Source organism: Pseudarthrobacter sp. KH_020_B (assembly GCF_057840185.1).
This window is the reverse complement of the sequence record NZ_CM174506.1, coordinates 2,770,225-2,793,632: the sequence shown is the minus strand read 5'-3', so window position 1 is coordinate 2,793,632 and position 23,408 is coordinate 2,770,225. Positions and strand designations below refer to the sequence as shown.

Below are 23,408 nucleotides of genomic sequence, written 5' to 3'. Positions count from 1 at the left end.
CCGAAATGGAGCATCATGCGTCGTCATGCCCTTGGAATCACGTCACTCATTGCTGCCGCAGCCTTAGTGCTGACGGCGTGTTCCCCCACCGCCCCCGAAGCGGAGACCAAAACGCTGAAGGTGGTCTACCAAAAGACCGATTCCTTCACTGCCCTGGACACGCTCTTCCAGGCGGCCAAGCAGGAGTTTGAGGCCGCCAACCAGGGCGTAACGGTCGCCCTGGAGCCCATCCAGGCGAACGACGACGACTATGGCACCAAGCTTGCCCTCGCTCTCCGTTCGCCCTCAACCGCCCCGGACGTCTTCTATGAGGACACCTTCAAGGTGCGTTCCGACGTCGACGCCGGCTATCTTCTGAAGCTGGACAGCCACCTGGCAGGCTGGGCGGACTGGGACACCTTTGACGACGGCGCCAAGGCCGCCGGCCTGGGGGACGACGGCGGCACGTACGCGGTCCCGCTCGGCACCGACACCCGCGCCATCTGGTACAACAAAAAGGTGCTCACCGCCGCGGGAGTCAGCGTCCCGTGGGAGCCCCGCACGTGGCAGGACATCCTGGACACCGCCCGGAAGATCAAGGCAAGTGATCCCACCGTGGTGCCGTTCAACATGTACGCCGGCAAGGCCTCCGGTGAAGGCACCGTGATGCAGAGCTTCTACGAGCTGCTCTACGGAACGGACTCCGAACTCTACGACGCCGACGCCAAGAAGTGGGTGGTCGGGTCCCCGGGGTTCACCGACTCGTTGGGGTTCCTCAAGACCCTCTACGACGAAAAACTGGCCGTCTCCCCGGCGGAGGCCCTCGACGCGAATGTGTGGAAGAAAGTCTTCGGCGAATGGCTGCCGCAGGGCAAGATGGGCGCAACCGTGGAGGGTTCCTACTCGCCGTCGTTCTGGCAGAAGGGCGGCAGCTACGAGTGGGCCGAGTACGGGCAGGACATGGGCGTCACGGCGTTCCCCACCCAGAACGGCCAGGCACCCGGCGGCGTCAGCATGTCCGGCGGCTGGACCCTGGCGGTAGGGGCGGAGACCAAGAACCCCGACCTCGCGTTTAAGTTCCTCGCAACGGCACTGAACCAGAAGAACTCGCTGGCCTTCAACATCGCCAGCTCCCAGATCGCCGTGCGAAAGGATGTCGCCGCCGATGCCGGCTACCAGGCGGCAAACCCGTTTGTGAAGGACGTGTCCGAGCTCGTGGCCGTCACGCATTACCGCCCCGCAACCGCCGACTACCCCCGGATCTCCGCGGCCGTCCAGGAGGCAACCGAAGCCGTGATCACCGGGGCGAAATCCCCGGAGCAGGCAGCCGCCGACTATGACGCGGCGGTGAAGGGCATCGTGGGTGAGGCCAAGACCGTCGCGAAGTAACCTGTGGCGGTTTCCCTAACGCGTGACCGGACCGGCCACCGGCGGCGGCGCCCCGGACTCCGGCGCCAGGCACGGCTGCTTCCGGTGCTCCCGGCGGTTGTTCTGCTGCTGGTGTTTCTGGCCGGCCCCGTGCTGTGGGCCTTCCACGCGTCATTCACCAATGCAGCCCTGACCGGCCGTAATGCCCGCAATCCCGGCTGGATCGGGTTCGACAACTACGCCAGGCTCCTGTCCGATCCGGTGCTGCCGCTCTCGCTTGGCCTGACAGTCCTGTTCGTGGGCGGCTCTGCCATCCTGGGCCAGAACCTGCTGGGGCTCACCCTCGCGGTGCTGATGCGGCGCGCCGGCCGCCCGGTGGCCGCCGTCGTCGGAACCGCGGTGGTGGCTGCGTGGGTGCTGCCCGAGATCGTGGCCGCCTTCGCCGCGTACGCCTATTTCAGCCGGGACGGGACGCTGAACCAGCTGCTGGGCGGGCTGGGGTTCGGGCAGACCGACTGGTTGTATTCGTTCCCGATGGTTGCCATCCTGCTTGCCAATATCTGGCGGGGCACGGCGTTCTCCATGCTGGTTTACCGTGCCGCGCTCAATGACATCCCCGGTGAAGTCACGGAGGCCGCGCTGATGGACGGTGCCGGCGGCTGGCAGCGGCTGGCCTTCATCACCATCCCCATGATCCGCGGCAGCATCGCCACCAACCTCATGCTCATTACGCTGCAGACGCTGGCGGTGTTCACCCTCATCTGGGTCATGACAGCGGGCGGTCCCGCCAACGCCAGCACCACGCTGCCGGTGCTGGCGTACCAAGAGGCCTTCAAATTCGGCGACATCGGCTACGGCACCGCGGTGGCGTCAGTGCTGATCCTGATCGGCCTGGTGTTCGGTGCCGCCTACGTCCGGCTCCTGCGGGAGAACAAACCATGACGACGACGGCGGGGACCTCCGCCCGGGGGAAGTTGCGGTCCGGAGCGGGCGCAGTTTCCCGTGCCCGGCAGCGGGCCCGGCTGCCGGCGAACGTGTCGCTGATCCTGATCGGCGCTTGCTTTGTCCTCCCGCTGCTCTGGCTGGTGTTTGCGTCCCTTGACGCCTCCGCCGGGCATGAGGCCCGGCTCCCGGGCGTCGTCTCGCTGGACAACTTTGCCGCCATCATGACGCCGGGGCTGCTCTTCCAGCCGCTATGGAACAGCATGGTGCTGTCCGCCGGAACAGCAGCGGTGAACCTCGTGGCAGCAGTCCTCGCCGCCTACCCGCTGTCCCGCTACCAGTCCAGGTTCAACAGGCCTTTTATGTACACCATCCTGTTTGGAACCTGCCTTCCCATTACGGCCATCATGGTGCCGGTGTACGGGTTGTTTGTGCAGCTTCAACTGCTGGATTCGATGCCCGCCACCATCTTCTTTATGGCCACCACCACGTTGCCCATGGCCGTCTGGATGACCAAGAACTTCATGGACGCGGTTCCGGTATCGCTGGAGGAAGCGGCCTGGGTGGACGGTGCCTCCGGGCTGACGGCGCTGCGGACCATCGTCCTGCCCCTGATGCGGCAGGGGCTGGGTGTGGTGTTCATTTTTGTGTTCATCCAGGCCTGGGGGAACTTCTTCGTCCCGTTCGTCCTGCTGCTGTCCGAGTCCCGGCAGCCGGCGGCGGTGTCCATCTTCAGCTTCTTCGGACAGCACGGCGCAGTGGCGTACGGCCAGCTGGCCGCCTTCTCCATCCTGTATTCAGTCCCGGTGCTTGCCCTGTACGTCATCGTGGCCAAGGGCGCGGGCAGCTCCTTCGCACTCTCGGGTGCTGTGAAGGGCTAGCCTGCCGGAGCCTCAGTCAATGTCCTCGACCACCACTCCGAAGGGAATGGTGTCATCGAGGTGGGCCTGGTGGCCGGTGGGACCCACGTTGTAGGTGACCCGGACGCCATGGGACTGGTCGGCAGCGGACTGCTGCAGAACAGGCTTGACGGCAAGGATGAAGCTCTCGCTCTTATCGGCGAGGAACTGCTTGTAACTGGCTGGAAGCTCGCTCATTCCAACAGGATAAACCTGCCCGCCCGCGATGGGGAGGGGTCCCCATTGCGGGCGGACCGGCAGGTGGCTTGGATAGGATGGCGGGCGGAGTGCCGCCGCCCGGCAGGACCGCCGGCCTCACGTCCTTAGACCACCACCATCAGGGGGAAATCCATTGCTTCAGACCAGTGCGCCCGCACGCATCGACCCGGCGGAACTGGCCCGTGCGCAGCAGGTGGTGGCGAACATTTCCCGGAGTTTCGATGCCAAGGTGGTGGGCCAGGCACGGCTGCGTGAATCCCTGCTGGTGGGCCTGATGACCGGCGGGCACATCCTGCTCGAAAGCGTTCCGGGGCTGGCGAAGACCACCGCCGCCCAGACCGTGGCCGAAGCGGTCAGTGCAGAGTTCCGCCGGATCCAGTGCACGCCGGACCTGCTCCCCAGCGACATTGTGGGCACGCAGATCTACGACGCCGCCAAGGGCACCTTCATCACGCAGCTGGGGCCGGTGCACGCCAACATCGTCCTGCTCGATGAGATCAACCGCTCCAGCGCCAAGACCCAGAGCGCCATGCTGGAAGCCATGCAGGAGCGGCAGACCTCCATCGGGGGAGAGGAATACCGGCTGCCGTCCCCTTTTATGGTGCTGGCCACGCAGAACCCGATCGAGCAGGAAGGCACGTACCAGCTGCCGGAGGCGCAGATGGACCGTTTTATGCTCAAGGATGTGCTGGATTACCCGACTCCGGCCGAAGAATCAGAGATCATCCGGCGGATCGACGCCGGGGTCTTCAGCGCGGAGCAGAAGCCGGCGGCCGCCGCCTCGCTGGACGCAGTCATCGGCGTCCAGGAGTTGGTGAAGCGGATCTACATCGACCAGGCCATCATCAACTACATCGTGGGCCTGGTGTTCGTCACTCGGAACGCCGGGCAGTACATCGACCAGCGCCTCGCCGGCTTCATCGAATTCGGCGCCAGCCCGCGTGCCAGCATTGCCTTCAGCCAGGCCGCCCGTGCCGTGGCCCTCCTTAACGGCCGGGACCACGTGATTCCGGAGGACGTGAAGTCCCTCGCCCACCGTGTGCTGCGGCACCGCCTCATCCTGGGGTTCGACGCCGTCGCGGAGCAGGTGCCGGTGGAGACGATCATCGACGCGGTCGTGGCCTCCGTCCAGACTCCCTGAGCCAGCAGTGACCAGCCTCCTGCAGCGCGTGAAGTCGAAGATGGCCATCTTCGCCCACCGGAAAGCCCGCGGCATGCTCGACGGCGAATACGGTTCCGTCTTCCGCGGCCGCAGCCTCGATTTTGATGACCTGCGCGCCTACATCCCGGGCGACGATGTCCGTGACATCGACTGGAAGGCTTCGGCCCGCTTCGGCTCGCCGCTCATCAAGCGGTATGTCGCCGTGCGGCGCCAGACCGTCCTGCTCATTGCAGATACCGGCCGGGGCATGGCTGCCGAGTCCCACGACGGCGAAACCAAGAAGGACATCGCCGTTATGGCGCTCGGTGTTGTGGGCTACCTGGCGCACCGCCACGGCGACGTGGTGGGCCTGGTCTGCGGCGACCGCAACGGGACTCGCTCCATTCCCGCCAAAGCCGGTGAGCCGCACCTGGAACGGCTCCTGCGCGAGGTTGACTCGTCCACGTCCCTGGACTCCGGCCCGAGCAGGATAGAGGACCAGCTGGAATACGTGGCCCGCAACGTCAAGGGCAGGTTCCTGGTGTTTGTGGTGTCCGACGAATATACTGCGGGCCCCGATACGGAACAGCTGCTCCGCCGGCTGCGTGCCCAGCACGAGGTCCTTTGGCTCACCATCCGGGACGCTGACCTGGCCGGGAAAGGACACCCCCGCCGGGACGCGTTCAGCGTGGCAGACTCCTCGGTACTGCCTGCACACCTGACAGCATCCCCGGCAATCGCGTCGGCCTATGCCAAGGCAACGGCGGAACGGGACGCCGCCAGGCATGCCATGCTCCGCCGCACCGGCATCACCCACGGCCACGTGGCCGGCAGCAGTGCGGTCATCACGGAACTCTTCGCCCTCCTGGAAAGGCACCGGCGTGCAGGCTGACCCGGGCATCTATGGACCCCTCCAGTACAGCCAGGCGTGGCTGTTGACCGGGCTCGCCCTGCTGGCAGCGGTCCTTGGCTGGTACGCGTTCGTTTTCCTGAGCACGCGCAAACCAAAGGCGCCGGCGGCGGCGCCCCGGTTCACGCCGCCGTCGGACCTTGCGGGCCTCAAGGAGGCCTACCTGCAAAGGATCGACGCCGTCACATCAGACGCCGCCGCCGGGCTGCTGACCGCTCGGGAGTCGCACCAGGAACTGAGCCTGCTGGTCCGCAGGTTCGCCCGCGACGTCACCGGCGTGGATGCCCCCAGGATGACCCTGGCGGAGCTGCACGGGCACCCGCTGCCCCCAGTGGCCGAGGCCGTCCGGAAGATCTACCCGGGCGAGTTCGGCCTGGAACCGCTGCCGCCGGTCGCGGAATCGGCCGAGACCGCCCGCCAGGCGGTGTGGCAATGGAACTGATGTTCTGGTGGCTGATCCCGCCGGCGCTGGTCATCGCGGCTCTGGCCGGTTGGCGCGCCTTCCGGCCGGACGGACAGGCAAACGCACGACGGCGGCCGGTGGCCAACGCGGACCGCCTCACCGCGCTGCCCGAATACCAGGCCGCCCTCCGGCGGCACCGCCGTTGGCTGGCGGCAGCAGGGCTCGGAGCCGTAACCCTGGTGGTTTCCGCGGTGGCCGCGGCCGCGCGACCGGTGGAGCTGACCACGATTCAGCCCGAGCAGCGCAACCGGGACATCATGCTGTGCCTGGACACCTCAGGCTCGATGAGCGGCGCTGACGCGGCCGTAGTCCAGGTATTTGCCGAACTGGCGAAGGAGTTCGACGGCGAACGGATCGGCCTCACCGTCTTTGACAGCAGCGCCGTCCAGGTCTTCCCGCTCACCGACGACTACTCGTATGTCCAGGAACAGCTCACGCTCGCCAAAGACGCGTTCGACGGAAACCCAGGCAGCGCGGGATTCCTGGACGGTACGTGGAATGGCCGCGGATCGTCGCTGATCGGTGACGGCCTGGCGTCCTGCGTCAACGGATTCCCGGACACCGGCAATGCTGCCGCGGATGCAGGTCAGCGGCGCTCGCGGTCCATTGTCATGGCAACGGACAACTACCTGTCCGGCGATCCCATCTTCACGCTCGAACAGGCGGCCGCCCTGGCCAGGGAGCGCGAAGTGACGGTGTATGCCCTGAATCCCGGCGACTTCGACTATGGACCCGGCCCCGGCCAGCCCGGAGCCAGGCTGCGCACAGCGGCCGAAGCCAGCGGTGGAAAGTACTACCGGCTGGACAGCCCGGAAGCCGTTGCGGACATCGTCCGGTCCGTGCAGGAAACCGAAGCCGCCGCCATGAAAGGCGCACCCCGGGCCGTGGTCTCGGACCGGCCCGATCTGCCCCTCGCGCTGTCGCTCCTGTCCAGCCTGGTGCTGGCGGGCGCATCGTGGAGGCTCCGGCCATGACACTTCAACCGATCCTGCCCTGGTGGGTTATGGTCCCGCTCATCGCAGGGGCCGTGCTGTTTCTGGTTTGGCGGCTGGTCCAGGCCTCGCGGGAGAGCTCTGCCGGTATGCGCCGCGACTGGCTGTTCAGGAGCGCCCTGGTGCTGCTGCTCCTGGCTGCGGCCCTCCGGCCGGGTGTTCCCGGTGGAAGTTCCCAAGCCGCGACGGCGGATGTCAGCGTGTTCTTCGTGGTGGACACCAGCAGCAGCATCGCTGCCGAGGACTATGGCGACGGCTCGCCCCGGCTGGACGGGGTGCGGCAGGACATCATGGCCATCGCCGGTGAACTGGCCGGCGCCCGCTTTTCGCTCCTGACGTTCGACAGCAACGCCATGGTCCGGATGCCCCTCACCACCGACACCACCGCCCTGGACACCAGCGTGACCGTCCTGCAGCCACAGGTCACGGCATTCTCGAAGGGCAGCAGCGTCACGGTTGCCGGAACCTTGCTGGCCGAACGGCTGCGCGCCGCGCGGGACAGCCATCCCGAACGGCCTCGCCTGGTCTACTACCTGGGCGACGGTGAACAGACCAGCGCCAAGGCACCTGAGGCGATAAGGCTCGACGGCGGCCTGGTTGACGGCGGGGCAGTGCTCGGCTACGGCACGGCGGACGGTGGCCGGATGAAGGAAAACCCTGGGCGGCGTTCCGGGCAGGACACCGGTGCCGGCTACATCCAGGACCGCACGTCCGGAACCGGCAAGGATGCGGTGTCGGTCATCGACGAAGGCCGGCTGCGGGGGATTGCTGGGCAGCTGGGGGTTCCGTATGTCCACCGTTCGGCCGGAGACCCGGTGGCGCCGATGATGCAGGCGGCTCATCCGGAGGAACTCCAACGGGCGCAGGTGGACGGCGTCGTTGGCGGGCGGACGGAGCTGTACTGGCTCCTCGCCGCCGGGGCGTTCCTGCTGGCCCTCCGCGAAACTGTCCTGGTGCTGCGCCAGTGGCGGCAGCTCCGGCCCGGACCGGGAGTTCGAACATGATGCGGTCAGCACACCAACGAACACCGCGCGAACCGACACCGCAGGCACCGTGTCCGCGGGAGCGCCGCCGTCGGCTGTTGTGGTGGTCTGCGCTGCCCGTGCTCCTGGTCCTGTGCCTGGCCGCGAAGATGCTCAGCGTGGGCATTCTCGCCGATACCGCCTCCCGGTCCTTCGCAACCGGGGACTCCGGTGGTGTAACGGATGCTGCGGCCGGACTGCAGATCGCCAACTTCATCGAACCGTACAAGGCGCCGTTCGCCGAGGGTGACGGCCTGTTCCTCGCCGGGGACTTCGCTGCTGCCCGCCAGCGCTTCGAGGAAGCACTGTCCTCGGCAGGGACGGCCGACGAGTGCGTGATCCGGGTCAACCTGGCGCTCACCATCGAACGCCTCGGCGATGCGCAGGCCAAAGCAGAAGATCCGACGGCGGCGGCCCGGCTCTTCGCCGAAGGCGTTGCCGTGGTGGAGGCTGCTCCGGAGGGCTGTTTTGACGCCGCCGCGGGGGAGAAGCTGGAACAGGCGGGGGAGCGGCTGAAGCAAAAGGCCGAAGCAGCGGCTGCAGACAACACCACACCGCAACCGTCAGGGCAGCCTGGCGCGAACGATCCGGCTGCCGATCCGGGCCAGCAGAGCCAGCTTGAGCAGCTCAAGGACAGCACCAAGGAAGCCCAGAGCGAGCGGAATTCCGGTCAGGAACGGGACGAGTACCTCCGGGACGACGACTTCGGCCCGGGCGTTGACCGGCCCTGGTAGCAGGCCGGCGTGTCAGCAGTCCGCAGTATGCCCCGATGAATTCTTTGACCCAAGCGGCGAACAAAATTCTGCACCATGACGAAACACGCCGTAAAGCTGCGTCTTAATTCGGCAGTGGACTTGAACGGTGTCCTGCGGGATCCTAGAGTTCTATTCAAGTTACCGAGGTAACGTGTCAGCGATCCTCCCATTGTGGAGGGTGTGGGTGCCCCCATGTGGGCCTGACATTTGCTCACGGAAAGCTTCATTACAGGCGTAACAGTCGCGGCTGCGTCCCTGTGGAGTTCTTCCGTGTTCCCCAAACTCAATTCATTGCGGGCACTACCGTCACATCTGCTGACCGGTAGCCGGCAATGGCCCAAAGCCAAGGACGCAAATGTCACCGCCAAGCCTTATCGAAACACATCCGAATCTCACCGACACGGCCCCCGTAGCGCTCTCCTACGAACTCTTCCCGCCCCGCACACCGGCCGCGGCCGAGTCCCTCTGGACCACCATCCGGGAACTTGAAACCACGGAGCCGGACTACGTCTCCGTCACCTACGGTGCCAGCGGCTCAAACCGGGATACCGCCGTCGAACTCATCAACCGGCTCCTGCTGGAAACCACGCTCCGGCCACTCGCCCACCTCACCTGCGTGGGCAACACGCCGGAGGAACTGGCGGAGATCATCGGCGACCTTCTGGACACCGGGGTCCGCGGCATCCTGGCGCTCCGGGGCGACCAGCCCAAGGACGGCGCACCGCCCGCCGCAGGGTCACTGCGGTATGCGCAGGACCTGATCGAACTTATCCGCCGGGTTGAACAGCGGCGGTCGGCGCTCCTGTGCGCAGGCAAGATCGCCGTGGGCGTCGCTGCCTACCCCACCCGGCACCCGGAATCACCCAGTGAAGCCCACGACGTCGAGGTGCTGCTCGCCAAGCAGCGTTCTGGCGCCGACTTTGCCATCACCCAGGTCTTCTTCCATACCGACCAGTACGCGAACCTCATCAGCCGCGCACGCCGGGCCGGGGTCACCATCCCCATCATCCCGGGCGTTATGCCGCTCACCAGCCTGCGCCGGGTCACTCGGCTCGGCGAACTCACCGGCGTCGAGCCTGCACCGGAACTCCTGGCCCGCCTCGCCGCCGCGGACAGTGACGCCGAACGCCTCCGAATCGGTGTCCGGGCCACGGTGGACCTGGCCAACGCGGCCCTCGACGCCGGCGCGCCGGGCATCCACCTCTACACCTTCAACGAACACCAGAGCGCGCTGGAGGTGCTGGACAAACTGGCACTGCCGCGCCAATCCCGGTCAGTTGGCCGACGCAGCGCCATCCTCCGGCGCCAGCTCGCCAGCTGACCTGCCAACATCCGCCAGACCATTCACAGCTTCCACCAACACTCAAGGAATCTCCCATGACTGAACAGAACACCCCCGCCACTCCGTTCCCGGCAGCCTCCCTCCTCGGCTACCCGCGCATCGGCCGCCGCCGCGAGCTCAAGAAGGCCGTCGAAGCCTACTGGGCCGGCAAGATCGACGCCGCAGCCCTGGACGCTGCCGCCAAGGACATCCAGCTGACCATCGCCAAGCGCCTGCAGGAGCTCGGCCTCACCGAAGCCGCCGCCGTTCCGGGCACGTTCTCCTACTACGACCAGGTCCTGGACGCCACCGCCCACCTCGGCGCTGTCCCCGCCCGCTTCGGCAAGCTCCTTAACGCCGAAGGCCAGCTCGACATCGACGGCTACTTCACCCTGGCCCGCGGCACCAAGGACCAGCAGCCGCTGGAAATGACCAAGTGGTTCGACACGAACTACCACTACCTCGTTCCGGAGATCGGCCCGGAGACCGAGTTCACTCTCGCCTCCAACCGCATCGTTGAGGAATTCGAGTTCGCCCTGGCCAACGGCGTCGAGACCCGCCCGTACATCGTGGGCCCGGTCACCTACCTGCTGCTCTCCAAAGCATCCGACGAGGCCCCCGCAGGCTTCGCCCCGCTGTCCCGCCTCGAAGACGTCCTGCCGGTCTACGCGCAGCTCCTCGAGAAGCTTGCCGCTGCAGGTGCCAGCTGGATCCAGCTTGACGAGCCCGCACTGGTTGTTGACCAGGACACCCCGGCCGCCGAAATCGAAGCAGCCGTTGCCCGCGCTTACGAGGTCCTCTCCGGTGCCGCCAAGCGCCCGCAGATCCTCGTCTCCACCCCGTACGGTGCCCTCGATGGCCAGCTCGGCACGCTTGCCGCCACCAACATCGACGCCCTGCACATCGACGCCTTCAAGGGTGCGGTCCCGTCCGCGGCGGCCCTGGCCGGCCTTGGCAACAAGACCCTGGTTGCCGGCGTCGTTGACGGCCACAACATCTGGCGCAACGACCTCGCCGTCGCTGCCGCCAAGCTGGATGAACTGAAGGCTGCCGCAGGCCGGATCGCCGTCAGCACCTCCACGTCCACCCAACACGTCCCGCACGACGTCACTGAAGAAGGCCAGCTCTCCGAGGAGCTGCGCAGCTGGCTCGCGTTCGCCGACCAGAAGGCCGTGGAAGTCAAGACCCTCGCGTCCTACCTGGCAAACCCGGCCTCCGCCAAGGCAGCCATCGACGAGGCATCCGCCGTCATTGCCGCCCGCGCGGTCGCCAAGGGCGTCCGCCGCGAAGACGTCAGGGCCCGCACCGAGGCGTTGACCGCAGCCGACTTCAGCCGCTCCGCCTACGCAGTCCGCGAAGCCGCCCAGGAAGAGGCCCTGCACCTCCCGCCGCTGCCCACCACCACCATCGGGTCCTTCCCGCAGACGTCCGAAATCCGCGCGGCGCGTGCCCGCAACAACAAGGGCGACCTCACCAACGAGCAGTACGAGCAGCTCATGAAGGACGAGATCAAGCGCGTCGTCGAGCTGCAGGAAGAGCTCGGCTACGACGTCCTGGTGCACGGCGAGCCCGAGCGCAACGACATGGTCCAGTACTTCGCCGAGAACCTCGAAGGCTTCGACGTCACGGTCCACGGCTGGGTCCAGTCCTACGGCTCACGCTGCACCCGTCCGTCCATCCTCTGGGGCGACGTCACCCGCAGCGCCCCCATCACGGTGGCCTGGGCCGAGTACGCCCAGTCGCTGACCAGCAAGCCCATGAAGGGCATGCTCACCGGTCCGGTCACCATCCTGGCGTGGTCCTTCGTCCGCGATGACCAGCCGCTGGGCGAGACCGCCAACCAGGTTGGCCTGGCCCTGCGCGACGAAATCGCGGACCTCGAGGCTGCCGGCATCAAGGTCATCCAGGTGGACGAGCCCGCACTGCGCGAGCTCCTGCCGCTGCGCAAGGCCGACCACGCTGCCTACCTGCAGTGGTCAGTGGATTCCTTCCGCCTGTCCACCGCCGGTGCCGCCGACGCCACGCAGATCCACACCCACCTGTGCTACTCGGAGTTCGGCGTCATCATCGACGCCATCGACGGCCTCGACGCAGACGTCACCTCCATCGAAGCCGCACGCTCCCGTATGGAGGTTGTCCACGACCTCGAGTCCCACGGCTTCGGCCGCGGCGTTGGCCCGGGCGTCTACGACATCCACTCGCCGCGTGTTCCGGGCGAGGCCGAGGTCACCGAACTCCTGGCAACCGCGGTCAAGCATGTCCCGTCCCGCCAGCTCTGGGTCAACCCGGACTGCGGTCTGAAGACCCGCGGCTACACCGAGACCGAAGAGTCCCTGCGCAACCTGGTCAAGGCGACCAAGACAGTCCGCGCAAGCCTGCTGGAGTCCGCGAAGTAACACCCCCGCACTAAGGACGCACTGATTATTTAGTTGGTGTGTCGCCTGGTTTGAGGGTGTAGTTCCATTCGGGGTGCCATTCGTGTCTGTTCAGGGTTCCGCTGGTCTCTAGTGAGGTCATTTCGTGGTCTGGTATTTTCACGCCGGTGGGGTACTGTCCTGTGTCGAGTTCGGCCCGGACGGTGAGGCCTGTTTTGGTGGTGGTCGCGGCGATGGAGTTGACGATGACTTCGTGGCTGGACAGAGGCCGGCCGCGCCAGTTCATCGAGATGTGGGAGAAGAGCTTGTGCTCTATTTTGTTCCATTTGCTGGTGCCCGGGGGCAGGTGGCAGACGGTGATTTCCAGGCCGGTCTCGGCGGCCAGGGCGGCGAGTTCGGTCTTCCAGAGCCGGGTGCGGTAGCCGTTGGATCCGCCGCCGTCGGCGGTGATCAGCAGGCGGTTCGCCTGCGGGTGGGCGGGTTGGCCGGCGGTGTTCCACCAGGAGCGGATGGTGTTCACGGCGAAGGCTGCGGTGTCGTGGTCGGTGCCCACCGAGACCCATCCGGTGTTCGTTCCCACGTCGTAGACGCCGTAGGGGTTGGCCTTGCCGAGTTCCTTGTCGATGAAGTCGTGGACCTTGACCTGTTCCGGCTCTCCGGCCGGACGCCATTCGGCGCCGTTGTTCTTGTACTGGCCGACGAGTTCCTTCTTTTTGGTGTCGACGCTGATGACCGGCTGGCCCGCGTCCAGGTGCCCGGCGGCCTGGTCGTTGAGGTAGCCGAATTGGCCGTCGCGGTCCGGGTGTTGGCCGCCTTCGAGAGTCTTGGCGTTTGCCTGCAGGCTGAAGCCGTTGTCCTTGAGCAGTTTCGCCACGGTTTCCGCGCCCGCCGGGTGCCCCCTGCCGGTCAGTTCGGCGGCAAGCTTCGCGGTGGAGAGCGTGGTCCAGGACAGTGCCGATTCGGGGTCCCCGCGGCGGGTGGGCTCCACCAATTCCAGCAGGGCCGGGACCAGGCCCGGGTCCTTCTCCACCAGGGTCTTTCGCCCCGCACCGGGCTTGCGGACACGGCCCAGCGGCGCCTCGCCGGCCTCCAGCTCGGCGACGCCCTGCTGGACCCGGGAACGCGCAGCCCCGGACGCCCGGGCGACCGCGGCAATCCCGCCGTGGCCCAGGGAACGCGCCTCCGCTGCCAACAAAAGACGAGTTGAGCGTTCGTCGAGGTGCGGCAGGATCGCATCGAACTTTGCGCGCAAGGCCTCGACGGCTTCAGTGGAAATAGGCATACACCATCATCCCACCAAAAACCGCTAGTAGACGCACTTATTTATCAGCGTGTCCTAACCACGACGGCGGCCGGTCACCAAAGGTGACCGGCCGCCGTCGTGCGTTAAGGAATCCGGTGGTTGAGCTTGTCGAAACCTGAGGTTTCGACAAGCTCAACCACCGGTGGGTTCAGGACACCCAGAGGATTTCGTCGTCCACCACGCCGTCTTCGTCGGCGGCTACCACCAGAACCTCGTCCGTGAAGTGTGAGCCCAGGGTGAAGTCCATTACGAAGTATCGCTCAGGCTGGCCGGGGAAGATGCCCACGTGGCCGAGTTTGAGGGCTTTGAGGAAGACGTCGTTGGTGAGCTGGCTGCGGTCGTCCACGCCGAAGATTTTCTGCAGCTGCTCGGACTTGAGGGCACTGCAGTGGAAATTGAGGTACTCCTGCGGGCTGGTGCCTTCCTGGCCCAGTTCCTCCGCGATCATTTCCCGCACCTCGTCCACGAGCTCCGGGAGGAAACGCAGCCGGTAGTCCACCTTGTGCATGGCGGCTTCGTCGAAGTGGTCGTGTGCGTTGATGTTCAGGTCGAGTTCCAGTAACTGGCCACCCAGCTCATGTTTGGCAGCGATGTTGTGATCCGTGCCGTGGTTGAGCTCGATTTCTCCAAAGTGCTGGCTCGCTACCCTGTTCATACCTTCAACATAGACCCCAAGTGCTGCGCTTTCCAGCATTCCGGGCTAATTGCCTGAGGACCCCGCAGCGGCCATGGTTTCGGCGAGCAGGTCCACGAAGAGCTGCACGCGGGCGGTCTTCTTCTCGTTGATGAGCAGGGCAAACACGTTCCGGGCCAGGCGGATCTCCGGAACGTCCAGCACCACAACGCCGGCCGGCCGGTTCCGCAAAGCCAGCTCAGGCACCAGCGCGGCACCCAGTCCGGCGGCCGCCATTTCGAGGCTGGCGTGGAAGTCGTCGCTGTGGGCCACTACGCGCGGATGCAGGTTGCAGCTGGCAAAAAGCCGTTCGATCACCACGGCATCCGGGCTCCCGGGGTGGTGCATGATCCAGGGCAGCTCGGACAGGTGGTCCGCCGCCACTTTGGCCTCCGTACGGAACCCCCAGCCCGCGGGCAGCACCACACGGAAGTTGTCGTCTCCGATCCACTGCCGATTAATCGTGTGCGGCCAGGCGAGCCCGGACTGGCCCACCTGGAAGACCAGCGCCACATCGAGCTCTCCGCCGGTGCGCAGTCCCTGGATGGTCTGGGCCGGCTCGGCAACGGACACCTTGAGGTCGATGCCGAGGTCCTTCCAGGCTGGATTCTTCAGGATGCGCGGGAGGACGTAGGTTGCCAGGCTGGGGAAGATTCCCAGCCGGAGCTCCTGGCTGGTGCTGTTGTGCGTCTTGGAGGCAGCCGCCATCAGGGCTTCGATGTCCGTCATTACTTTCGCGGCGTGCCGGGTCATCACCACCGCCGCTTCCGTGGGGACCACGCTGCGGGCCGAACGCTGGAACAGGACCACGCCCGTCTCGCGTTCCAGGGCGGACATCTGTTGCGAAACCGCCGACGCCGTGTACCCCAGCCGTGCCGCGGCGGCCGCGAAGGAACCCAGCCGGGTCACCTCGAGAAGTGTCTTCAGATGTACGGGATTTACCAACTTAGCCCTTCGGTCAGGGCCGCCTCAGCACTGCAATGTGCCGGGTCTGGAAGGCCCGCTTCATTCTGGCACAAGATTTACTTCAAACTCAGTCATCCACCGGCCTCACGGCGTCGAACTGCCCCTAGAGAGTTTGCACCGAGCAAGTGCACCACGAAGTCCAAGCAGGGGAGAAAAACAGTGTCTTTGGCAGGGAACGCGACCGGCAAGCCGCAGGGGCGGCGCGTCGCCGTCGTGGGCAGCGGAGTATCCGGCCTGACGGCCGCATACGTCCTGAACCGGCACGACCACGTCACCCTCTTCGAGGCGGACAGCAGGCTGGGCGGCCACGCCCACACCCACAGTGTCGCGCAAGCGGATGGATCAGCCCTCGGCGTCGACACCGGCTTCATCGTCCACAACGAGCGGACCTATCCCACGCTGCTGCGGCTGTTCTCCGAGCTCGGTGTGGAGACCCAGGACTCCGAAATGAGCATGTCCGTCCGCTGTGACGGCTGCGGCCTGGAGTACGCCGGGGCCCGTGGGGGCGGTCGCGGGATCATTGCCCGCCCGTCCAGCCTGCTGCGCGGACGCTACCTGCTGATGCTGCTGGAGGTCATGCGTTTCTACCGCAGGGCCCGGGCGCTGATTGATTCGGCTCCAGCGTCCGACGCCGGCCCTGGTGCGGGCGGCGCGGAGCTCACCCTCGGTGAATTCCTGGCAACGGAACGCTTCAGCAAGTACTTCATCTCCCATTTCATGACGCCGGTGGTCAGCGCGGTCTGGTCGTGCGATCCCACCACGGCGCTGTCCTATCCGGCGCGCTACCTCTTCACGTTCCTGGGCCACCACGGCATGCTGGGCGTCCAGGGCTCCCCGCAGTGGAGGACTGTCACCGGCGGTTCGGGGAGGTACGTGGAGAAACTCGCCGCGACGCTCCCGGACATCCGGCTCGGTACGCCTGTCACGAGTATCCGGCGGCACGCCCTGGGCGTAGAAGTGGCCACCGACCAGGGGATTGAAGACTTTGAGGCAGTGGTCATCGCCACGCACCCGGCCCAGGCCCTGAGCTTCCTCGCGGACGCCACGCCGGCTGAAAAGGAAGCCCTCGGCCAGATGCCGTACTCCGTCAACCACACCGTTTTCCACCGGGACCCGGCCGTCCTGCCAGCCGCGGACAATGCCAGGGCGTCCTGGAACTACCGGCTCCCCGACTGCGAAGCCCGCCCGGACAAGGTGCTGGTCAGCTATGACCTCACCCGGCTGCAGCGCCTGGAACCGGCCGACGGCCAGCCGTACCTGGTGAGCCTGGGGGAATCCGAACTCATCGCGGAGGACCGGGTCCTGGAACACTTGGTCTACGAGCACCCCCAGTACACCGCCGAATCATTGCGGGCACAGCAGCGCATTGCAGCGCTAAGTGATGACCGCATCGCGTACGCCGGCGCGTATCTGGGCTGGGGCTTCCACGAGGACGGCGCCCTGGCCGGGGTCCGGGCCGCCGCGAGCCTGGGACGCACCTGGGATACGCCCGCGACTCAGGCACCCGAGCCCGAACTGCTCTCAGCCTCGGAGGGCGCATGAGCTTAAGCGCAGCCATCTACCGCACGTCCATTTCCCACGTGCGCCAGACCCCGCTGAAGAATGCGTTCACCTACCGGAGCTACAGCTGGTTTGTGGACGTCGACCGGCTCCCGGTTCTGCCCCGGCTCATGCGGCCACTGGCAGTCTTCCGGGCCGCAGACCACCTGGGCGATCCCGAGGGCACCATCCGCAGCAACGTGGAACGGTTCCTGCGGACCCGGGGGATAGAGCCCGACGGCGGGGCCATCCGGATGCTGACCAGCGCCCGGGTTTTCGGCCACGTCTTCAACCCGCTCACCCTCTTCTGGTGCTACCGGACGTCCGGGGAGCTGCAGTGTGTCATCGCCGAGGTCCACAACACGTACGGCGAACGCCACTGCTACCTCCTGGAGACGGATCCTTCCGGCCGGGCCAGTGTGCCAAAGGCCTTCTACGTTTCGCCGTTCAACGACATTGACGGGCAGTACCGGATGAAGCTGCCCGCACCGGAGCAACGGCTGTCCGTCTCCATCGTTCTGGAACGGGACGGGCAGCGGCCGTTCGCGGCAACCATGGGCGGGGAGCGGCACCCGGCCACGGTCAGGAACATCCTGGCAGCAGCCATCGCCGTCCCCGCCGCGCCGCTGCTCGTATCGGCGCTGATCCGGATTCAGGGCATCAAACTCTGGGCACGACGCCTGCCAGTCATCAAGAAGCCACACCACCCCTCACAGGAGGCAGTCCAATGACTATGACCGACGAGAACGGAACGGCCGCAACGGCGGAGCTTTCCGCCGCGAAGTCAGCCGCACGGCACCCGGTGACGGGGCAGACTAATGCCGGGGTACCGGCGTCACCTGCCACCGTCGATCCGGAAGTATGGCCCGGTGTTGCCCACGCGCCGTCGGGCACTAAAGCGCTGGTGGCGGGCAAGGCCGCCGGCCTGCTGTTCAAAGCGGCCATCCGCCGGCTGCCCCTGCGCGTTGCCTACCCGGACGGTTCAGTGCTGGGCACCGGCGGTCCGGAAGCGCCGGTGATGACCATGCTCAGGCCGGCAGCGTTCGAAGTGCGGATCGGTGACAACGGCCTGATCGGGCTGGGCGAATCGTTTATGGCCGGGGACTGGGAGGCATCAGACCTCGCCGGAGTGCTGGAGGTCTTCGCCGCCTCCGTTGACACGCTGATCCCCGCACCGCTGCAGAAGCTGCGGACCCTGTACCTGCCGCGGACGCCGCGGCAGGAACGCAACGAAGAGCACAACACGCGCAGCAACATCTCGCGGCACTACGACCTCTCCAACGAGCTCTTCTCCCACTTCCTGGACACCACCATGAGCTACTCCTCGGCACTTTTCCCGCTGAGCGACGGTGCGCTGGAATCGGTCCCGTGGGACGCATTGGCGGAGGCCCAGCAGGCCAAGATCGACAGGCTGCTGGACAAGGCCGGCGTCGGATCAGGGACGCGGCTGCTGGAGATCGGCACCGGGTGGGGTGAGCTGGCCCTCCGGGCAGCAGCCCGCGGTGCCACCGTCTACAGCGTGACGCTCTCCAGCGAGCAGCGGGCGCTGGCGCAGGAACGGATTGCGGCCGCCGGCTACGCAGACCGGGTGAGCGTGGCGCTGCAGGACTACCGGGCCGTTGAAGGCGAGTTCGATGCCATCGTGTCCGTCGAGATGATCGAGGCGGTTGGTTATGAGTACTGGCCCATCTACTTCCAGACCATCGACCGCGTGCTGGCACCGGGCGGAAAGGTGGCCATCCAGGCCATCACCATGCCGCACGGCCGCATGCTTGCCACGCGCAACGCGTACACCTGGGTGCACAAGTACATCTTCCCGGGCGGGTTCCTGCCGTCCGTGCGGGCCATCGAAAGCGTGACCCAGCAGCACACCACACTCCGGGTGCGGGAGCGGATGGGCCTGGGCGATCACTACGCCGCGACCCTCCGCCTCTGGGAGGAACAGTTCATCACCCGCTCGCAGGAGGTGGGCGAGCTGGGGTTCGACGCCGTGTTCCAGCGGATGTGGCTGTTCTACCTGTGCTACTCACGGGCGGGATTCCAGTCCGGCTACCTGGACGTGCAGCAGATTGTCCTGGACCGCCGGGAGGCTCAGCTGTAGCTGGTTAGGTTCATCACGTCGCAGGGGTCCGGAAGGCATCTTCAGGGCCCCTCTTGCGTGCCCGGCACTAGATGTAGTGGTCCTCCCCCTAGGCGCGACACGCCGTCAAACATGCGACACGCTGGGGGTTAATTGTGGCTAACTACTCCACAGGGTGTGGATTTCGTCCGCAAAAACGGCGGGATTCCGGACATTTTGAAGGCCTCTGCCTGTGGATTAAAAGTGCATTAAATGACATACTTGTAATACATCATCTTGGGGTTCCGAAGAGCCGCCTGCACTACATGTAGTATCGACGTACAGCTTGGGCAGGACTAAGACGAGCGAAGATTTCGATAAAGGGGACAGGGACAATGACCGTTACGGTTTACACCAAACCTGCGTGTGTACAGTGCAACGCAACCTACCGTGCACTGGACAAAAAGGGCATCACCTACCAGAGCGTTGACATCTCACAGGACGCCGATGCCCTCGAGCGCCTGAAGGCGCTGGGCTACATGCAGGCACCTGTTGTAGTCACGGACCAGGACCACTGGTCAGGCTTCCGCCCGGACAAGATCGAGGAACTGGCGCTGTCTGCCGTTTCCTCCGTGGCCTAAGGCCCTACACATTTCGCCAGCCGGCAACTTTCAATCCGCACACATGAGGTGACTCCCGTGTCAGCACTGGCAGTAGCCAGGGCCCAGGTGGCCCCGTTGCCGCCTGTCACCACACAGAGCCAGCTCATCTACTTTTCCTCCACCTCCGAGAACACCAGCCGCTTTGTCGCGAAGCTCGGACGTGAGCTGGCACGGATCCCGCTCCATGCAAAGGATGCACCCCTTCTCGCCACCCGGCCCTACGTGCTGGTAGTGCCGACGTACGGGGGCACCGGGGGAGAGGGCTCAGTGCCCAAGCAGGTGATCCGCTTTCTGAACAGCCCGCAGAACAGGCAACTGATCCGTGGGGTTATCGGTGCAGGCAACACAAACTTCGGGGACAACTACTGCATGGCCGCGGACATCATTGCCGCCAAATGCAACGTCCCCCGGCTTTACAGATTTGAACTTATGGGCACGCCAGAAGACGTGGCCCGCGTACACAATGGATTGGACACGTTTTGGACACGACTGTCGCAGACACAGAAGTAACCAGGGCCGAAGGCCAGGGCACCCGCGCAGGCGCCGCCGTCGAAAAGCCCGAGATGCCGGCCGCCTATAAGGGGCTGGGCTATCACGAGCTCAACGCCATGCTGAACCTGTACGGCCCGAACGGAGAGATCCAGTTCGAGGCCGACCGCGAGGCTGCACACCAGTACTTCCTGCAGCACGTGAACAACAACACCGTCTTTTTCCATGACCTGGAAGAGAAGCTCGACTACCTGGTGAAGAACCAGTACTACGAGCGCGAAACCCTCGACCAGTACACGATGAACTTCATCCGCGAGCTCTACAACCGCGCGTACAAGAAGAAGTTCCGCTTCGAGACCTTCCTGGGCGCGTTCAAGTTCTACACGTCCTACACGCTGAAGACCTTCGACGGCAACCGCTTCCTGGAGCGCTACGAGGACCGCGTCTGCATGGTGGCCCTGCACCTGGCCCGCGGCGACGAAAAACTCGCCCTGCAGATGGTGGACGAGATCATCGAAGGCCGCTTCCAGCCGGCCACGCCCACGTTCCTGAACGCCGGCAAGAAGCAGCGCGGCGAGCTGGTCTCCTGCTTCCTGCTCCGCATCGAAGACAACATGGAATCGATCGGCCGGTCCATCAACTCGGCGCTGCAGCTGTCCAAGCGCGGCGGCGGTGTGGCGTTCGCGCTGACCAACATCCGCGAGGTGGGCGCCCCGATCAAGCAGATCGAGAACCAGTCCTCCGGCGTCATCCCTGTGATGAAGCTCCTCGAGGACAGCTTCTCCTACGCCAACCAGCTCGGTGCCCGCCAGGGTGCCGGCGCCGTGTACCTGCACGCGCACCACCCTGACATCTACCGCTTCCTGGACACCAAGCGCGAGAACGCGGATGAGAAGATCCGCATCAAGACCCTCTCGCTGGGCGTTGTCATCCCGGACATCACGTTCGAGCTGGCCAAGAAGGACGAGGACATGTACCTGTTCTCCCCGTACGACGTCGAACGCGTCTACGGCATGCCGTTCTCCGACGTCTCGGTCACCGAGAAGTACTACGAGATGGTGGATGATTCCCGGATCAAGAAGACCAAGATCAAGGCGCGCGAGTTCTTCCAGACCCTCGCCGAGATCCAGTTCGAATCCGGCTACCCGTACATCATGTTCGAGGACACCGTGAACCGGGAAAACCCGATCGACGGCAAGATCATCATGTCCAACCTGTGCTCGGAAATCCTCCAGGTTTCCCAGCCCACCACGTACCACGATGACCTGTCCTACGATGAGACCGGCAAGGACATCTCCTGCAACCTGGGCTCGCTGAACATCGCCAAGGCCATGGACAGCCCGGACTTCGGCCTGACCATCGAGACGGCCATCCGGTCCCTCTCGGCAGTCTCGGACATGTCCAACATCACCTCGGTGCCGTCCATTGCCCGCGGCAACGACCAGTCCCACGCCATCGGCCTGGGCCAGATGAACCTGCACGGCTACCTGGCCCGTGAGCGGGTCCACTACGGTTCCGAAGAGGGCCTGGACTTCACCAACATCTACTTCTACTCGGTGGTGTTCCACGCGGTCCGCGCCTCCAACCTGCTGTCCATCCAGACCGGGCAGACCTTCGGCGGCTTCGAGAAGTCCAAGTACGCCTCCGGCGAGTTCTTCGACAAGTACACGGAACAGGAGTGGGTGCCGCAGACCGAGAAGGTTGCGGAGCTGTTCAAGAACATCCACATCCCCACCCAGGATGACTGGCGCGAGCTGAAGGCTTCGGTCATGGAGCACGGCATCTACAACCAGAACCTGCAGGCCGTCCCGCCGACGGGCTCCATCTCCTACATCAACAACTCCACCTCCTCGATCCACCCAGTGGCGTCCAAGATCGAGATCCGCAAGGAAGGCAAGCTGGGCCGCGTGTACTACCCGGCGCCGTACCTGACGAACGACAACCTGGAGTACTACCAGGACGCGTACGAGCTCGGCTACGAGAAGGTCATCGACACCTACGCCGCCGCCACCCAGCATGTGGACCAGGGCCTGTCCCTGACGCTGTTCTTCAAGGACACCGCCACTACGCGCGATATCAACCGGGCCCAGATCTACGCTTGGAAGAAGGGCATCAAGACCATCTACTACATCCGTCTCCGCCAGCTCGCGCTGGAGGGAACCGAGGTGGACAATTGCGTCAGCTGCATGCTGTAGTTGTAGCTTCAACTAAATCTTGACAGTACGACGGCGGGCGCCCGCCCGCCGTCGTACGCTTAACTTCAAAGAACAACCCAACTTTTAGGGGATGACATGACCGAGAAGGTCAAGCTGCTCAGCCACGTCGAAGCGATCAACTGGAACCGGATCCAGGACGATAAGGACGTAGACGTCTGGAACCGTCTGGTCAACAACTTCTGGCTGCCCGAGAAGATCCCGCTGTCCAACGACGTGCAGTCGTGGGCCACGCTGACTCCGGACGAGCAGCAGCTCACCATGCGCGTGTTCACCGGCCTGACCCTGCTGGACACCATCCAGGGCACCGTCGGCGCCGTCTCGCTGATTCCCGACGCGATCACCCCGCACGAGGAAGCCGTCTACACGAACATTGCGTTCATGGAGTCCGTGCACGCCAAGAGCTACTCCTCCATCTTCTCCACGCTGGCCTCCACCAAGGAGATCGACGAGGCATTCCGCTGGTCCACTGAGAACGTGAACCTTCAGAAGAAGGCCCAGATCGTCATGGATTACTACCAGGGCGACGATCCCCTGAAGCGCAAGGTGGCCTCCACGCTGCTGGAGTCCTTCCTGTTCTACTCGGGCTTCTACCTGCCCATGTACTGGTCCTCACGGGCCAAGCTGACGAACACGGCCGACCTGATCCGACTCATCATCCGCGACGAAGCCGTGCACGGCTATTACATCGGCTATAAGTTCCAGAAGGGCTTGGAAGGTCTCTCCGAGGAGCGCAAGCAGGAGATCAAGGACTACACGTTCGAGCTGCTCTTCGAGCTGTACGAGAACGAGGTCCAGTACACGCACGACCTCTACGATTCCGTTGGCCTGGCCGAGGACGTCAAGAAGTTCCTGCACTACAACGCCAATAAGGCGCTGATGAACCTGGGCTACGAGGCCATGTTCCCGGCTTCCGTCACCGACGTGAACCCGGCCATCCTCTCGGCCCTTTCGCCCAACGCGGACGAGAACCACGACTTCTTCTCCGGGTCGGGTTCCTCTTACGTCATTGGCAAGGCTGTCAACACCGAGGATGATGACTGGGACTTCTAGCTGTGAGACCCCGACCTAACTGAGCAATTTCGCAGTATCTGAGCAAAAACAGCCTCCTATCTGAG

The 23,408-nt window shown here is 65.1% G+C and carries 21 protein-coding genes and 1 pseudogene; 18 read left to right on the top strand and 4 right to left on the bottom strand.

Annotated elements, in window-relative coordinates; genetic code table 11:
- The first annotated feature begins 15 nt into the window (after window positions 1-15).
- Genes AC3IT0_RS12820 through AC3IT0_RS12810 form a run of 3 tightly spaced genes read left to right on the top strand, consistent with a single transcriptional unit; the run spans window position 16 to window position 3,170 of the window.
- Complete coding sequence (locus tag AC3IT0_RS12820) at window positions 16-1,368, top strand: extracellular solute-binding protein (protein ID WP_489320174.1); 1,353 nt, start codon at window positions 16-18, stop codon at window positions 1,366-1,368.
- A 3-nt stretch (window positions 1,369-1,371) separates the two neighbouring features.
- A complete protein-coding gene (locus AC3IT0_RS12815) occupies window positions 1,372-2,289 on the top strand; it encodes a carbohydrate ABC transporter permease (RefSeq protein ID WP_489320173.1) in 918 nt (305 codons plus the stop codon).
- The gene (locus tag AC3IT0_RS12810; RefSeq protein ID WP_489320172.1) at window positions 2,286-3,170 is read left to right on the top strand and encodes a carbohydrate ABC transporter permease; all 885 of its coding nucleotides are present in this window, start codon (window positions 2,286-2,288) and stop codon (window positions 3,168-3,170) included. Before AC3IT0_RS12815 ends, AC3IT0_RS12810 begins: the two co-directional genes overlap by 4 nt.
- 12 nt (window positions 3,171-3,182) lie before the next feature.
- Here the strand turns inward: AC3IT0_RS12810 and AC3IT0_RS12805 are convergent, their stop codons facing one another.
- Window positions 3,183-3,386 (bottom strand): hypothetical protein, encoded by a 204-nt coding sequence (locus AC3IT0_RS12805; RefSeq protein WP_489320171.1) that lies wholly within the window; start codon window positions 3,384-3,386, stop codon window positions 3,183-3,185.
- 154 nt (window positions 3,387-3,540) lie between these two features.
- Between AC3IT0_RS12805 and AC3IT0_RS12800 the strand changes: the two genes are divergently transcribed.
- From AC3IT0_RS12800 to metE, 8 genes are all read left to right on the top strand, one after another.
- A complete protein-coding gene (locus AC3IT0_RS12800; protein WP_489320170.1) occupies window positions 3,541-4,548 on the top strand; it encodes an AAA family ATPase in 1,008 nt (335 codons plus the stop codon).
- A 7-nt stretch (window positions 4,549-4,555) separates the two neighbouring features.
- Window positions 4,556-5,440, top strand: coding sequence for a DUF58 domain-containing protein (locus tag AC3IT0_RS12795; RefSeq protein ID WP_489320169.1), 885 nt, complete (start codon window positions 4,556-4,558; stop codon window positions 5,438-5,440).
- A complete protein-coding gene (locus tag AC3IT0_RS12790; protein WP_489320168.1) occupies window positions 5,430-5,900 on the top strand; it encodes a hypothetical protein in 471 nt (156 codons plus the stop codon). The genes AC3IT0_RS12795 and AC3IT0_RS12790 overlap by 11 nt, the downstream gene beginning before the upstream one ends.
- Window positions 5,891-6,895 (top strand): vWA domain-containing protein, encoded by a 1,005-nt coding sequence (locus tag AC3IT0_RS12785; protein ID WP_489320167.1) that lies wholly within the window; start codon window positions 5,891-5,893, stop codon window positions 6,893-6,895. The genes AC3IT0_RS12790 and AC3IT0_RS12785 overlap by 10 nt, the downstream gene beginning before the upstream one ends.
- The gene (locus tag AC3IT0_RS12780) at window positions 6,892-7,917 is read left to right on the top strand and encodes a VWA domain-containing protein (RefSeq protein WP_489320166.1); all 1,026 of its coding nucleotides are present in this window, start codon (window positions 6,892-6,894) and stop codon (window positions 7,915-7,917) included. The genes AC3IT0_RS12785 and AC3IT0_RS12780 overlap by 4 nt, the downstream gene beginning before the upstream one ends.
- On the top strand, window positions 7,914-8,669 hold the full coding sequence (locus AC3IT0_RS12775) for a hypothetical protein (protein ID WP_489320165.1): 756 nt from the start codon (window positions 7,914-7,916) through the stop codon (window positions 8,667-8,669). The genes AC3IT0_RS12780 and AC3IT0_RS12775 overlap by 4 nt, the downstream gene beginning before the upstream one ends.
- Window positions 8,670-9,045: 376 nt before the next feature.
- Window positions 9,046-10,011 carry a methylenetetrahydrofolate reductase gene (locus tag AC3IT0_RS12770; protein WP_489320164.1) on the top strand — a complete coding sequence of 322 codons (966 nt, stop codon included), beginning with the start codon at window positions 9,046-9,048 and terminating at the stop codon, window positions 10,009-10,011.
- Between the two features lie 56 nt (window positions 10,012-10,067).
- A complete protein-coding gene (gene metE, locus AC3IT0_RS12765) occupies window positions 10,068-12,407 on the top strand; it encodes a 5-methyltetrahydropteroyltriglutamate--homocysteine S-methyltransferase (RefSeq protein ID WP_489320163.1) in 2,340 nt (779 codons plus the stop codon).
- A 46-nt stretch (window positions 12,408-12,453) separates the two neighbouring features.
- Here the strand turns inward: metE and AC3IT0_RS12760 are convergent.
- The 3 genes and pseudogenes from AC3IT0_RS12760 to AC3IT0_RS12750 all read right to left on the bottom strand — a co-directional run.
- Window positions 12,454-13,668 (bottom strand): annotated as a pseudogene (locus AC3IT0_RS12760) (ISAzo13 family transposase); the annotation flags it as partial.
- A 169-nt stretch (window positions 13,669-13,837) separates the two neighbouring features.
- Entirely contained in the window at window positions 13,838-14,344 is a 507-nt protein-coding gene (locus AC3IT0_RS12755) for a DUF2004 domain-containing protein (protein ID WP_489320162.1), read from the bottom strand.
- 45 nt (window positions 14,345-14,389) lie between these two features.
- Window positions 14,390-15,307: a LysR family transcriptional regulator gene (locus AC3IT0_RS12750; RefSeq protein WP_489320161.1), complete on the bottom strand. Its 918-nt coding sequence runs from the start codon at window positions 15,305-15,307 to the stop codon at window positions 14,390-14,392.
- A gap of 180 nt (window positions 15,308-15,487) precedes the next feature.
- Here AC3IT0_RS12750 and AC3IT0_RS12745 point away from each other — a divergent pair, with 180 nt between their 5' ends.
- From AC3IT0_RS12745 to nrdF, 7 genes are all read left to right on the top strand, one after another.
- On the top strand, window positions 15,488-16,870 hold the full coding sequence (locus tag AC3IT0_RS12745) for an NAD(P)/FAD-dependent oxidoreductase (protein ID WP_489320160.1): 1,383 nt from the start codon (window positions 15,488-15,490) through the stop codon (window positions 16,868-16,870).
- Window positions 16,867-17,598: a DUF1365 domain-containing protein gene (locus tag AC3IT0_RS12740; RefSeq protein WP_489320159.1), complete on the top strand. Its 732-nt coding sequence runs from the start codon at window positions 16,867-16,869 to the stop codon at window positions 17,596-17,598. Before AC3IT0_RS12745 ends, AC3IT0_RS12740 begins: the two co-directional genes overlap by 4 nt.
- Entirely contained in the window at window positions 17,595-18,968 is a 1,374-nt protein-coding gene (locus AC3IT0_RS12735; protein ID WP_489320158.1) for a class I SAM-dependent methyltransferase, read from the top strand. Before AC3IT0_RS12740 ends, AC3IT0_RS12735 begins: the two co-directional genes overlap by 4 nt.
- A gap of 353 nt (window positions 18,969-19,321) precedes the next feature.
- Window positions 19,322-19,567, top strand: a complete 246-nt coding sequence (nrdH, locus tag AC3IT0_RS12730) for a glutaredoxin-like protein NrdH (protein ID WP_009356333.1) — start codon at window positions 19,322-19,324, stop codon at window positions 19,565-19,567.
- Between the two features lie 57 nt (window positions 19,568-19,624).
- Window positions 19,625-20,098: a class Ib ribonucleoside-diphosphate reductase assembly flavoprotein NrdI gene (gene nrdI / locus AC3IT0_RS12725; protein WP_489320157.1), complete on the top strand. Its 474-nt coding sequence runs from the start codon at window positions 19,625-19,627 to the stop codon at window positions 20,096-20,098.
- Between the two features lie 53 nt (window positions 20,099-20,151).
- Window positions 20,152-22,272, top strand: a complete 2,121-nt coding sequence (gene nrdE / locus AC3IT0_RS12720) for a class 1b ribonucleoside-diphosphate reductase subunit alpha (protein ID WP_489323789.1) — start codon at window positions 20,152-20,154, stop codon at window positions 22,270-22,272.
- 96 nt (window positions 22,273-22,368) lie between these two features.
- Window positions 22,369-23,343, top strand: a complete 975-nt coding sequence (nrdF, locus tag AC3IT0_RS12715) for a class 1b ribonucleoside-diphosphate reductase subunit beta (RefSeq protein ID WP_024368367.1) — start codon at window positions 22,369-22,371, stop codon at window positions 23,341-23,343.
- Window positions 23,344-23,408 lie beyond the last annotated feature (65 nt).